Origin of the sequence: Streptomyces incanus, from assembly GCF_042656345.1 — a bacterium.
In the GTDB taxonomy this organism is placed as follows: domain Bacteria; phylum Actinomycetota; class Actinomycetes; order Streptomycetales; family Streptomycetaceae; genus Streptomyces; species Streptomyces incanus.
Genome location: NZ_JBHSPC010000003.1, coordinates 19,335 through 32,107, shown reverse-complemented (window position 1 = coordinate 32,107; position 12,773 = coordinate 19,335). Strand labels below are relative to the sequence as shown.

Sequence of the window (12,773 nt, the reverse complement as noted above, 5' to 3'; positions counted from 1 at the left end):
CACGGGCCGGGCACCGCGCTCTGTTCCGGTCCGGACGAAGGATCCCGGCGGTTTCGGACCGGGCCCGCCGGTTCAGCGGGAGTCCGGGCCGGACGGTTCGAGGGGCTCCCCCGGCTTCATCCCCTCGCCGCGGGCCAGGCGGCTGTGGCTGCGGCTGTAGAGGAAGTAGAAGACGACGCCGATCACCATCCAGACGCCGAACCGCACCCAGGTCTCGGCGGGCAGGTTCAGCATCAGCCACAGCGAGGCGGCGACCGACAGGATGGGCAGGAACGGCACCCACGGGGTGCGGAAGGCCCGCGGCAGGTCGGGGCGGGTCCGGCGCAGGATGATCACGCTGAGCGCGACGATGACGAAGGCGAACAGCGTGCCGATGTTCACCAGCTCGGCGAGTTCCGTCAGCGGGGTGAAGCCCGCGACGATCGCGATGATGACGCCGAGCAGGATGGTCGGCCGGTGCGGGGTCCTGAACCGGGGGTGGACGCGGGAGAAGAAGCGCGGCAGCAGTCCGTCCCGGCTCATCGCGAAGAACACCCGGGTCTGGCCGAGCAGCAGGATCAGGCAGACCGTGGTCAGGCCGACGGCGGCGCCGAAGCTGATGAAGCCCGCGTACCAGGGATGCCCGGTGGCCTTGAACGCGTCCGCGAGCGGGGCGTCCACGGACAGGTCTCTGTAGTTCTGCATACCGGTGACGACGATCGACACGGCGACGTACAGCGCGGTGCAGATGAACAGGGAGGCGAGGATGCCGCGCGGCATGTCCCGCTGCGGGTTCCTGGTCTCCTCGGCGGCCGTGGCGACGATGTCGAAGCCGATGAAGGCGAAGAAGACCACCGAGGCCGCGGTGAAGATGCCCATCACGCCGAAGTTGGACGGCGCCCAGCCGAAGAGCAGCTGGACGAGCGGTGAGTGGAGCCCCTCACCGGCAGCGACGGGCTGCGCCTTGGGGATGAACGGGTCGTAGTTGTCGGCGGTGATGAAGAAGGCGCCGGCGATGATGACGACGAGGACGACGGCCAGTTTGATGGCGACGACGACCGTGGTGACCCGGGCGGACAGCTTCATGCCGAGGACGAGGATGCCGGTGAGGAACAGCACCAGGGCGGCGGCGAGGATGTCGAAACCGAAGACCTTGGCCCCGTCCCGGATGCCGAGCTCGGCAGGCAGGTGCCAGCCCGCGTTGTCCAGCAGCGAGTGGATGTACCCGGACCAGCCGACGGCCACCACCGCCGTGCCGAGCGCGAACTCCAGGACCAGGTCCCAGCCGATGATCCACGCGGGCAGTTCCCCCAGGGACGCGTACGAAAAGGTGTAGGCGGAGCCCGCCACCGGGACGGTGGAGGCGAACTCGGCGTAGCAGAGCGCGGCGAGCGCGCAGACGACACCGGCCACCACGAAGGCCAGGGCCACCGAGGGCCCGGCGTTGTTCTTGGCGACCGTACCGGTGAGGACGAAGATGCCGGTGCCGATGATGACACCGACGCCGAAGACGGTCAGATCCAGCGCGGACAAGGATTTCTTGAGCGCGTGCTCCGGTTCCTCGGTGTCACGGATGGACTGCTCGACCTTCTTCGTCCGGAAGAGGGTGTTGCTCACGGATACCTCCCACGCTGTGTCGTCCCCGGCATGATCGAGAGGGGGCCGGGGTCCGTCCGACACATACCCGTCGTCCGCCCGGAGGGCGGGCTCAGCGGCGTCCGGTGCGTACGATCGCAAGGCGCCGGAGCGCCCTCGGTGGAGGTCCCCCCGCTCGAGCGGAGCCGAGGGCGGGGAAGGAGCCACGTGGGCGTTTCGGCAACGCGGCCGAGGGTCCCCCTGTTCGAAGAGCTCGGGGGAGTGCGTGCCAGGCGTCGCTGAGCAGGCGGGGGTGTGTCGGGCAGGCCCTAGAGCGTATGCCCCGGCACGGGCGCCCTCACGCGAACGGGTCGCCCGTGCCACTGTGAAGAGTGGTCCGGGCGACCCGTTCGGGCGTATCGGCGGGAGGTGTCGGTTCAGTCGCGGACCGGTTCCACCGAGTCGGCGGCGGAGCGCGCGTATCCGCCGTCCAGCTTCGCGACCAGGCCGGTGACCTGGCGGGCGATGTCGGGGGCGGTGAGGCCGATCTCCGCCATCACCTCGGCGCGCGAGGCATGGTCGAGGAAGCGCGGCGGGATGCCGAAGTCGCGCAGCGGCACGTCGACGCCCGCGTCGCGCAGGGCCTGCGCGATCGTCGAGCCGACTCCGCCGACGCGGGAGTTGTCCTCGACGGTGACGACGACGCGGTGCTTCTCGGCGAGCGGGGCCATGGCCTCGTCGACGGGCTTGACCCAGCGCGGGTCGACGACGGTGGTGGAGATGCCCTGCCGGTCGAGCAGGCCGGCGATCTCCAGGCACATCGGCGCGAGGGCGCCCACGGAGACCAGCAGCACGTCCGGGGTGTCGGTGCCGGGCTCGCGCAGTACGTCCATGCCGCCCACGCGGCCCACGGCCGGTACGGCGGGCCCGACGGCGCCCTTGGAGAAGCGGACCACGGTCGGCGCGTCGGTGACCTGCACGGCCTCGCGGAGCTGGGCGCGGACCTGGTCGGCGTCGCGCGGGGCTGCCAGCCGCAGGCCGGGGACGACCTGGAGGATCGACATGTCCCACATGCCGTTGTGGGAGGCGCCGTCGGTGCCGGTGATGCCGGCCCGGTCCAGGACGAAGGTGACGCCGCACTTGTGCAGGGCCACGTCCATCAGCACCTGGTCGAAGGCGCGGTTGAGGAAGGTGGCGTACACGGCGAAGACGGGGTGGACCCCGCCGTGGGCCAGGCCCGCCGCGGAGACGGCGCCGTGCTGTTCGGCGATGCCGACGTCGTAGACCCGGTCGGGGAACCGCTTGGCGAACCTGTCGAGGCCCACGGGCTGGAGCATGGCCGCGGTGATGGCGACGACGTCCTCGCGCTCCTCGCCGATCCTGACCATCTCCTCGCCGAAGACGGACGTCCAGTCGGCGCCGGAGGAGGCGATCGGCAGGCCCGTGTCGGGGTGGATCTTGCCGACGGCGTGGAAGCGGTCGGCCTCGTCCGCCAGGGCGGGCTGGTAGCCGCGGCCCTTCTCGGTGAGGCAGTGCACGATCACGGGGCCGCCGAAGCCCTTGGCGCGGGTGAGGGCGGACTCCAGGGCCTCGATGTCGTGGCCGTCGATGGGGCCTACGTACTTCAGGCCCAGGTCCTCGAACATGCCCTGCGGGGCGATGAAGTCCTTCAGGCCCTTCTTGGCGCCGTGCAGGGTGTCGTAGAGCGGCCGGCCGACGACCGGGGTGCGCTCCAGGAGTTCCTTGGTGCGGGCCAGGAAACGTTCGTAGCCGTCGGTGGTGCGCAGGGTCGCGAGATGGCTGGCGAGGCCGCCGATGGTGGGCGCGTAGGAGCGCTCGTTGTCGTTGACGACGATGACGAGCGGGCGGTCCCTGGCGTCGGCGATGTTGTTCAGCGCCTCCCAGGCCATGCCGCCGGTGAGGGCGCCGTCACCGATGACGGCGACGACGTGGTCGCCGGTCTTCCTGAGCTGGTTGGCCTTGGCGAGGCCGTCGGCCCAGCCGAGGACGGTGGAGGCGTGGCTGTTCTCGATGACGTCGTGCTCGGACTCGGCCTGCGAGGGGTAGCCGGAGAGGCCGCCCTTCATCTTCAGCTTGGAGAAGTCCTGTCGGCCGGTCAGCAGTTTGTGCACGTAGGACTGGTGTCCGGTGTCCCAGAGCACCTTGTCCTTGGGGGATTCGAAGACGCGGTGCAGGGCGAGGGTGAGCTCCACCACGCCCAGGTTGGGGCCGAGGTGGCCCCCGGTCTTGGAGACCGCGTCGACGAGGAAGGTCCGGATCTCCTCGGCCAGCCGGTCCAGCTCCTCCAGGGTGAGCCGGTCCAGATCGCGCGGTCCCCTGATACGGGTCAGCAGCGGCACCCGTGCCTCCTTGCAGTAGAGCTGATCGAGCTGTTGCCGGGCTCGACGAGTCTAATGTTCCGGTCCGGCGCCCTGCGTCCGGGCGGTGCGTCGTATGTCACGCCATCGGCCTTACCCATGAGCGGACCGCGCCAAGTCCTGTCCGGCACACACCCGTCGTCCGCCCGGAGGGCGGGCTCGGCGGCGTCCGGTGCGTGCGATCGCAAGACGCCGGAGCGCCCTCGACGGGGCCCCCGTTCGAAGAGCTTGGGGGGAGTGCGTGCCGGGCGTCGCCGGGCAGGCGGGGCTGCGCCGGACAGGCCCTACGACACGGCTGTGCCCGGTACCGCGCGGATACCGGGCACAGAGTTTCACGGGCGGTGCCGCGAGGGGTGGTGCTAGGCGCGGCCCGCGGTCTTCTGGGTCCTGCGGGTGACGGCGTCGATGACGACGGTCGCCAGCAGGACACCACCGGTGATCATGTACTGGACCGGCGAGGCGATGCCCTCGAGGGCGAGGCCGTACTGGATCGAGACGATGACCATCACACCGAGCAGCGCGTTCCAGGTGCGGCCACGGCCGCCGAAGAGGGACGTACCGCCGATCACGGCCGCGGCGATGACGTTCATCAGGAACTCACCGGTACCCGCGCCCTGGTTGGCGGAGGCGATCTTCGAGGCGACGAAGAGGCCGCCGATCGCGGCGAAGGTACCGGCGATCGCGAAGACCGAGATCCGGACCAGCTCCACGTTGATACCGGCACGGCGGGACGCCTCCACGCTGCCGCCGAGCGCGAAGACCTTGCGGCCGTAGACGGTGCGGCGCAGCACGAAGTCCGTGAACGCCAGGACCGCGAGGAAGATCACCACGGCCAGCGGCAGGCCCTTGTACTGGTTGAAGACGATCGCCACGGCGAACGCCAGGACGGCCAGCAGCACGGTCCGCACGACGATCTCGTTGAGCGGCCGGGACGGCACACCGGCGGCCTCGCGGCGGCGGTTGTCGGAGAACGCGAGGAGGAAGTAGCCCACGGTCACGACGATCGCCAGGCCGTAGGCGGCGGCCACATCGGAGAAGTAGTGGCTGGTCAGCTTGGCGACCAGGCCCTCGGAGTCGAGGTTGATGGTGCCGTTGCTGCCCAGGACCTGCAGCATGAAGCCCTGCCAGAACAGCAGGCCGGCCAGCGTCACGGCGAAGGCCGGGACGCCGATGCGGGCGAAGATGAAGCCGTGGATGGCTCCGGCCACCGTGCCGGTGAGGATGGCCAGCACCAGGGCCAGCACCTCGTTCATGCCGTGCGTGACGCTCATCACCGCGAAGGCGGCGCCCGCGACACCGCTGACCGAACCGACCGACAGGTCGATCTCGCCGAGCAGCAGCACGAAGACGATACCGACCGCGATCATGCCCGTGCCGACCATGGCGACCGACATGTCGGAGAAGTTGCCCGCGGTGAGGAAGTTGGAGTTCAGGCTGGTGAAGATGCCCCAGATGACCAGCAGGCCCACCACCACGGGGAGGGAGCCGAGGTCACCTGCCTTCAGCTTCCGCTTGAACTCGCCGATGTAACCGGCGAGGCCCTGTTCGCGCACCAGCAGCCGGGGGTCGACGACGGTGACCGCCGCGGCGGCCGCCTCGGTGTTCTCGACCGTGTCGGCGGTGGGCGTCGAGGTCTTTTCGGTGCTCACTTGCCGGCCTCCCCGTTGGTGCGCGCCGCACGACGGGTCACGGCGTTCTCCGTGGCTCCGGTGATGGCGGAGATGATCTCTTCCTGAGAGGTCGACTTGACCTCGAATATGCCGTTGTTGCGTCCGAGGCGCAGGACGGCGACCTTGTCCGCCACGGCCTTGACGTCGGCCATGTTGTGGCTGATGAGGATGACGGCGTGGCCGCGCTCACGCAGCCGCTCGACCAGGTCGAGGACCTGCGCGGTCTGCTCGACGCCGAGGGCGGCGGTGGGCTCGTCGAGGATCACCAGCTTGGGCTCGCCGAGCATGGACCGGGCGATCGCCACGACCTGGCGCTGACCGCCGGAGAGCGAGGCGATCGGGATGCGGACGCTGGGGATGCGGATCGACAGCGTGTCGAGCAGCTCACGGGAGCGGCGCTCCATCTCCACCTCGTCCAGGACACCGCGCTTGCGGAGCTCCCGGCCCAGGTAGAGGTTGCCGACGACGTCGATGTTGTCGCACAGCGCGAGGTCCTGGTAGACCGTCGCGATGCCCAGGTTCTGGGCGTCGTGCGGCCTGTTGATCTGGACGGTCTTGCCGTCCCACTCGATGACGCCCTCATCGATGGGGTGCACGCCGGCGATCGTCTTGACCAGCGTGGACTTTCCGGCGCCGTTGTCGCCCACCAGGGCGACCACCTCACCGGCACGGACCTCAAGCTCTACATCGGTGAGCGCCTGGACGGCACCGAATCGCTTGGAGACCCCGCGCAACGCCAGCACGGGCGTAGCGGACACGTGAACCATCTCCTTCGCCGCCTGACCCGGCGGGAGGTTGTGCAGAAGTATGGGGGGTGTTCCGACCGGCGCCCCGCGTAGCTTGCGGGGCTGGTGTGTGCGGGGCGCCGGCGGAGTTCATGGCAGTCGGTCCCGTACGGGAGCCCGGTGCGGACTCCCGTTCAGCTCTGGGGACTTGGGACTGCGGACCGCGAAGCGGTCTACTTGAGACCGATCTTGTCGCAGGCGGCCTTGTACTTGTCCGTGCAGATCTCCTCGACGGTGTAGAAACCGTCCTTGATCACGGTGTCGTTGATGTTGTCCTTGGTCAGCGACACGACCGGGACGAGCACCGAGGGGATGCCCTTGGTGGTGGCGCTGTCGGCCGTGTCCTTGGCGATGGAGTCCAGCGACTTGCCCTGGGCGAGCAGGACGGCCATCTCCGCGGCGACGTTCGCCTCCTGCGGGTACGACTTGTAGACGCTCATGTGCTGCTCACCGGTCACGATGCGCTGCACACCCGCGAGTTCGGCGTCCTGGCCGGTGACCGGGATGTCGCCGATGCCGGCGGCCTTCAGGGCGGTGATGATGCCGCCCGCCATGCCGTCGTTGGCGGAGTAGACGCCGACGATCTTGTTCTTGCCGAGGGCGGAGATGGCGCCCTCCATGTTGGCGTTGGCGTTCTCCGGCTTCCACTCCTTGGTGTCGTACTCGCGGCCGACCTTCACCTTGCCGTCGAGGGCTGCGTGCGCGCCCTCCTTGAACTGGGCGGCGTTCGGGTCCGTGGAGGCCCCGTTCATCATGACGATCTGGCCGCCCTTGGCCTTGTCGCCCAGGGCCTCGAGGAGGGCCTCGCCCTGGGTCTTGCCGACGGTCACGTTGTCGAACGAGGTGTAGGCGTCGATCGGACCCTCGGCCAGGCGGTCGAAGGCCACGACCGGGATGCCGGCCTCCTTGGCCTTCTTCACCGAGCCGGCGATGGCCTTGAAGTCCACCGCACCCACGATGAGCGCGTCGACCTTGTTGGTCACCATCGTGTCGACCTGCTGGTTCTGCAGGCTGGCGTCCTGCTTGGCGTTGGCGTAGACGACCTCGCCCTTGTTGTTCGTGAGCTCCTTGACCTTCTTCTCGATCAAGGGCTTGTCGAACTTCTCGTACCGCGCGGTCTGGTTCTCCGGCAGGAGCAGACCGATCTTGATGTTGTCGCCCTTGGCGGCGGAGTCGCCCGAGTCGCCGTCCTTCTTCTTACCGGACTCGGCGGCGCTGCCGCAGGCGGCGAGAGAGACGGCCAGTGCGCCGGCGGCAACGGCAATGGCGGTACGGCGCATACGCGTGTTCACTTCAGAAACCTCCCTGACGAGGCCGCGACGTTGCGGCCGAGGTGGCTGGAAGTCAACTCGGCCACACGTGCGACGTCAAGAAGTAAATCCTTAACGAGATGGCAACGGTGCCATCCGTTCTCTAAGTGAAGGCATGCGAGACCGCGGCGAGGGTGCCGTTCGCCGTGCCGTCCAACAGGGTCGAATCGCCCATTTCGCTCAACGCGAGGGCGAGCGCGCCGAGTACCTCCGCACGGCCCCCGAGTGCCCCGGGGAGCACGGACAGTTGGCGTGCGGCGCTGGGAATCGCGTAACGGCCCACGGACTCCCTTATGGGCCCGAGGACCAGTTCACCGGCCTCGGCGAGATCACCGCCGAGGACCACCCGGCTCGGGTTCAACAGGTTGCAGAGATTGGCGACTCCACTGCCGATGTGACGGCCTACGTCGGCGATCACCCTACGGCAGCCCGGATCGCCGTCGCGCGCCAGCCGTACAACACCTTCCATCGTCAGATCCGTACCGTGGCTGGGCTGGAGCAGGGGCAGCACGTAGCGGGCCGCCGTGAAGGTCTCCAGGCAGCCGCGGTTGCCGCAGCGGCAGATGGGGCCGGACTCGTCGAGCGTGATGTGCCCGATCTCCCCCGCGGTACCGCCCGGCCCGCGGTAGATCTTCCCGCTGATCACCAGGCCGGCGCCGACACCGCTGGCGACCTTGATGTACGCCAGGTCGCGCACGCCCCGGCCGCTGCCCCAGACCATCTCGCCGAGGGCGCCCAGGTTAGCGTCGTTGTCCACGTGCACGGGCACGCCGAGCCGCCCCCGCAGCTCCTCGGCGGGCTTGGTGCCGGTCCAGCCGGGCAGGATCGCGGTCGAGCCCAGGGTGCCGGACTCCACGTCGATGGGTCCGGGCACGCCGAGGCCGACCCCGGCGACCTTGGCCCGGTCCACGCCGGTCGCCTCGATCAGCCGGTTGACCAGTTGTTCCGCCCGGTCGAAGCCCTGAGCCGCGGAGGCGTCCACGTCCAGTGGCTCGGACTCCTCGGCGAGCACTTGGTGGGCCAGGTTCCCGACCGCGACCCGCAGGTGGGTGTGCCCGAAGTCCACTCCCACGACGATCCCGGCGTCCCCGCTGAGCGATACGCTGCGGGCCCGGCGGCCGCCCGAGGAAGTGGGCGTGACCTCGACGGTCCCGCTCCCCTTCAGCTCCCGGACGATATTGGACACCGTCGCCGCGGAGAGGCCCGTGGTCCTCGCGATCTCGGCCTGGGTGAGGGAGCCCGCCAAACGTACTGCTCGAACGACCCGCTCAAGATTGGCTCGGTGCAGCGACGACTGCGACCCCGGAGTCTCCACGACGACCTCCTGCGCGCGGGGCCGCTTCGATGAGACCCCGTTCCGTGTCCAACTAGTGAACTCTAAGATGAGCTGTTCCGGTTACCTCCCGTCAAGAGGTTGAACCGTTTCGGGGTCCTTGGACACAGCTGCACCCGCCGCTCCCTGGGGCGGGAGCTGCGGGTGCGCGAGGCAATCCGGAGGGTGACTTCAGAGGGTCCGGGGACGACTCCCGGAGGCACCTTCCGAGCAGCGCCGGCCGCCCGGAAGGGATCCGGAGGCTACTTCAGGGCGCCCGCGGTGAGGCCCTGCACGACCTGGCGCTGGAAGATGATGTACGCGGCGAGCACGGGGAGCATCGCCATCACGAGGCCGGCGAAGAGGCCGGACCAGTCCCCCTTGTAGCCTTGGCTGACGGCCAGCTGCACCAGGCCCTGGGTGAGTACGTGCTTGTCCTCGTCGGTGTTGAGCACGGTGGGCAGCATGTACTGGTTCCACTGACCGAGGAAGTTGAAGATCCCCACGCTGATCAGGCCCGGTTTGGCCATCGGGAGCATGATCTGGAAGAACGTCCTGCTGTGCGAGGCGCCGTCCACGAACGCGGCCTCCGCCACGCTGCTGGGCAGGGTCCGGAAGAACGCGGTCAGGAAGAACACCGTGAAGGGCAGCGAGTACGCGATGTAGACCAGGATCAGCCCGTGGATCGTGTTCAGCAGGCCCATGTTGTTGACGACGTAGAACAGCGGGACCAGCGCGAGCATGATCGGGAAGCTCATGCCGCCGATGAAGAGGTAGTAGATGAACCGGTTGCCCGGGAACTCGAAGCGGGCCAGTACGTAGGCGGCCATCGAGCCCAGCACCAGGGTGCCGATGAGCGAGCCGCCCACCACCAGGACGGTGTTGAGGAAGTAGTCGCTCATATGGGCCTGGTTCCAGGCCCGTGACCAGTTCTCGAAGTGGAGCGTGTCCGGCAGCGACCAGGGCGAGCCGAAGATGGAGGCGTCGTCCTTGAAGGACGTCATCAGCGCCCACAGCAGCGGCAGGGCCACCATGATCGCCCAGATCACCAGGATTCCGTGCGAGAAGACGTTAAGGACGCCGCCCGCCTTCTTCTCCTTGGGGGGCGCGCCGGCGGGGACGTCCGCCTTGGTGACGGTGACACCGGACTCGGCCGGTACCGGGGCGGGGGTCTCGGTCGTCTTCATGCGATCAGTACTCCAGCCGCTCGCGCCGCCCCAGCTTCATCACGACGGCGGCGAAGGCCAGCGTGACGAGGAGGAGGGCGACACCGATGGTGGTGGCGTAGGCGGCCTGACCGTCGCGGAACGCCTTCTGGTACACGTACAGGACCATGACGGTGGTCGAGTAGTCGGGGCCGCCGGGACCGGTCGTCATGATGTGTACGACCGCGAACGACTCGGCGCCCAGGGCGAGGATGCCCATGTAGACCCAGCCGGACTGCACGGTGTCCCACAGCAGCGGCAGGGTGATGCGGAAGAAGGTGGTGATCCGGTTGGCGCCGTCCAGCAACGCCGCCTCGTAGAGGTCCAGCGGGATGGACGCCATACCGGCGGAGAAAAGGACCACGAAGAAACCCACCGTGGACCAGACGATCACCGCCATGACGGCCCACAGGGCGAGGTCCGGATCGCCCAGCCAGAGCGGCTGGATACCGTCGAGCCCGACCGCCCGCAGGAACGAGTTGATCGCACCGCTGTCGGGGTTGTACGCGAACGCGAACAGCAGGGCGATGATCGCGATCGAGAGCACCTGCGGGAAGAAGTAGACGATCTTGTAGAAGGCGGAGCCGCGGACCCCTGAGATCACCGGTCCGCCGCGGCGTCGCCGGCCGCCCACGTTGATCATGAAGGAGAGGAACAGCGCCAGACCGATCGTCACCACCGGTACCAGCAGGGCGAACAGCAGACTGTGCTGCAACGACTTCCAGAAGATGTCGTCGTCCAGCATGCGTGCGTAGTTGGCGAACCCGACCATCTCGAAGTCGGGGCTCAGACCGGTCCAGTCCGTGAACGAGTAGTAGATCGACTGGACGAACGGCCAGACGACGAAGAGCGCGTACAGCCCCAGGGGAACCGCCAGGAACCCCACGATGAACCGGTACTTGCCGTGCTGCATTGCTACGACCCCGATCTGCGGGCGGGCTGCCACCGGGGCCCGCCCGGCAACGGTGCGCCGGACAGGCCCTGGTGGCGGTTGCTCACTGATTTTTCACTGGTTGCTCACTGGTGCTTGTAGTGCTTGATCGACGAGTCCTTGGCCGTCTCGTCGGCGAAGGCCTGGATCTTCTTGATGGTCTCGGCCGGGGTCGCGCGGCCGGCCATCATCTCGCCGATCCCGGAGACGCCGATCTTCTCCTTCTGGAGCTGCACGTACCAGTCCTGGAGGCGCGGGTTCACCACGTTCTCCCCGGCCACGTCCAGCGCGGCGACACCGGACGTGAGGCCCGGGGTCAGCTCGATGCCGTCGGTGCCGCCGTTGTACGCGGTCAGTGACTTCACCTTGCCGGTGAAGTTCTTCGAGGACGCCTCGCTCAGCATGATGCGCAGCTGTTCCATGCCGCCGGCGGCGTTCGCCGCCTTGGCGGGCACGACGAAGGGCTCGCCGCCGGAGGCCCAGATGGTGCCGAAGGGCAGCTTGTCGGAGGAGTCCAGACCGGTGGGCGCGGAGACGGCCAGGTCGAAGTCGTCGGGCATGACGTTCGCCGACTCGTTCTCCACCCAGGAGCCGTTCGGGATGAACAGCGCGTCGCCCTTGGCCCAGGCGGTCTGGGACTGGATGTGGTCCAGGCCCGGGGTGCCCTTGAGGACGTAGCCCTTCTGCTGGAGCTCGTAGTAGGCCTCGAAGCACGCCTTGACGGCGGGGTGCTTCCAGGCGTTCGGCTCCAGGTTGTCGATGGCGTCGAGCACCTCGCGCCCGCCGACCTTGCCGATCATCGGGTACAGCGAGAAGGGGAGGTAATACGGGTACTTGCCGGCGTAGGTCCAGCCCGCCATGCCCTTCTTCTTGGCCTTCGCGCAGACCGCGAGCATCTGGTCCCAGGTTTCGGGGTACTGCTCGTCGAGCGAGTCCAGCGCCTTCTGCGAGTACCAGACGCCGTAGACCGTGTAGGCGTAGTAGAGGATCCACACCTGCTCGCCGTCGAACTGGCCCATCTCGACGATGCCGGGCCGCAGCGTGTCGCGGACCTTGGTGCCCGGGTCGTCGTAGGAGGGGGCGTCCAGCAGCGGGGTGAGGTCCGTGAGCTGCTTCTTGCCGACCAGGGTGCCCATGTCCATCTGTTCGGCGCCGGAGTTGTCGATGAGGTCGGGCGGGGTGCCCTGGTTGAAGCGCGGCTGCAGGGTGGACTGGATCTTCTGGGTGGCGGAGAATTCCACCTTCGCCCCGGGGAAGGCTTTTTGGTACACCTTGACCGCGTCCTCGGCGTACTCCATGCCGAAACCGCCGTCGAACAGGACGAATTCCAGCTTCGCGGTGTTATTGACGCCGAGCGGGTTCTTCGCGGTCTTCTTGCCCTCCTCGGCCTTCTCCTGATCTTTCCCGCCGCCGCTGGCACACGCGGACAGGAAACTCATCGTGGGGACGGAGATCAGGCCGAGCGCCGCGGACCGCTTGATCAGGTCGCGGCGGCCCACTCCCTTGGTGCCGTGGCCGGTTCGGTCACGGGTGCTGTGCTCGCGGGTGCTGTGCTCGCGGGTGCTGTGCTCGCGGGTGCCGTCGTACTCGGCGGAGTTGGATCCCATGCTCAAGTCCTCGCCTTCTCC

General features: G+C 68.3%; 9 protein-coding genes. All 9 read right to left on the bottom strand.

Going from position 1 to position 12,773, the window contains the following annotated elements; genetic code table 11:
* Positions 1-72: 72 nt before the first annotated feature.
* Positions 73-1,596, bottom strand: coding sequence for an amino acid permease (locus ACFP2V_RS00725; protein WP_381204312.1), 1,524 nt, complete (start codon positions 1,594-1,596; stop codon positions 73-75).
* A 395-nt stretch (positions 1,597-1,991) separates the two neighbouring features.
* On the bottom strand, positions 1,992-3,914 hold the full coding sequence (dxs, locus tag ACFP2V_RS00720) for a 1-deoxy-D-xylulose-5-phosphate synthase (RefSeq protein WP_381204311.1): 1,923 nt from the start codon (positions 3,912-3,914) through the stop codon (positions 1,992-1,994).
* A 377-nt stretch (positions 3,915-4,291) separates the two neighbouring features.
* The gene (locus ACFP2V_RS00715; protein ID WP_381204310.1) at positions 4,292-5,581 is read right to left on the bottom strand and encodes a sugar ABC transporter permease; all 1,290 of its coding nucleotides are present in this window, start codon (positions 5,579-5,581) and stop codon (positions 4,292-4,294) included.
* On the bottom strand, positions 5,578-6,369 hold the full coding sequence (locus tag ACFP2V_RS00710; protein ID WP_381204309.1) for an ATP-binding cassette domain-containing protein: 792 nt from the start codon (positions 6,367-6,369) through the stop codon (positions 5,578-5,580). The genes ACFP2V_RS00715 and ACFP2V_RS00710 overlap by 4 nt, the downstream gene beginning before the upstream one ends.
* Positions 6,370-6,560: 191 nt before the next feature.
* On the bottom strand, positions 6,561-7,667 hold the full coding sequence (locus ACFP2V_RS00705) for an ABC transporter substrate-binding protein (protein ID WP_381204353.1): 1,107 nt from the start codon (positions 7,665-7,667) through the stop codon (positions 6,561-6,563).
* 133 nt (positions 7,668-7,800) lie between these two features.
* Positions 7,801-9,012, bottom strand: coding sequence for an ROK family transcriptional regulator (locus ACFP2V_RS00700; protein WP_381204308.1), 1,212 nt, complete (start codon positions 9,010-9,012; stop codon positions 7,801-7,803).
* 260 nt (positions 9,013-9,272) lie between these two features.
* Complete coding sequence (locus ACFP2V_RS00695; RefSeq protein WP_381204307.1) at positions 9,273-10,196, bottom strand: carbohydrate ABC transporter permease; 924 nt, start codon at positions 10,194-10,196, stop codon at positions 9,273-9,275.
* A 4-nt stretch (positions 10,197-10,200) separates the two neighbouring features.
* Positions 10,201-11,127 (bottom strand): carbohydrate ABC transporter permease, encoded by a 927-nt coding sequence (locus ACFP2V_RS00690; protein WP_360033050.1) that lies wholly within the window; start codon positions 11,125-11,127, stop codon positions 10,201-10,203.
* Positions 11,128-11,231: 104 nt separating this feature from the next.
* Entirely contained in the window at positions 11,232-12,752 is a 1,521-nt protein-coding gene (gene ngcE / locus ACFP2V_RS00685) for an N-acetylglucosamine/diacetylchitobiose ABC transporter substrate-binding protein (RefSeq protein WP_381204306.1), read from the bottom strand.
* Between the last annotated feature and the right edge of the window lie 21 nt (positions 12,753-12,773).

What these genes read in the sequence shown, in the direction of transcription:
- ACFP2V_RS00710 (WP_381204309.1), bottom strand. Translation starts at nt 6,369, where the DNA reads ATGGTTCACGTGTCCGCTACGCCCGTGCTGGCGTTGCGCGGGGTCTCC.
- ACFP2V_RS00705 (WP_381204353.1), bottom strand. Translation starts at nt 7,667, where the DNA reads ATGCGCCGTACCGCCATTGCCGTTGCCGCCGGCGCACTGGCCGTCTCT.
- ACFP2V_RS00695 (WP_381204307.1), bottom strand. Translation starts at nt 10,196, where the DNA reads ATGAAGACGACCGAGACCCCCGCCCCGGTACCGGCCGAGTCCGGTGTC.
- ACFP2V_RS00690 (WP_360033050.1), bottom strand. Translation starts at nt 11,127, where the DNA reads ATGCAGCACGGCAAGTACCGGTTCATCGTGGGGTTCCTGGCGGTTCCC.
- ngcE (WP_381204306.1), bottom strand. Translation starts at nt 12,752, where the DNA reads ATGGGATCCAACTCCGCCGAGTACGACGGCACCCGCGAGCACAGCACC.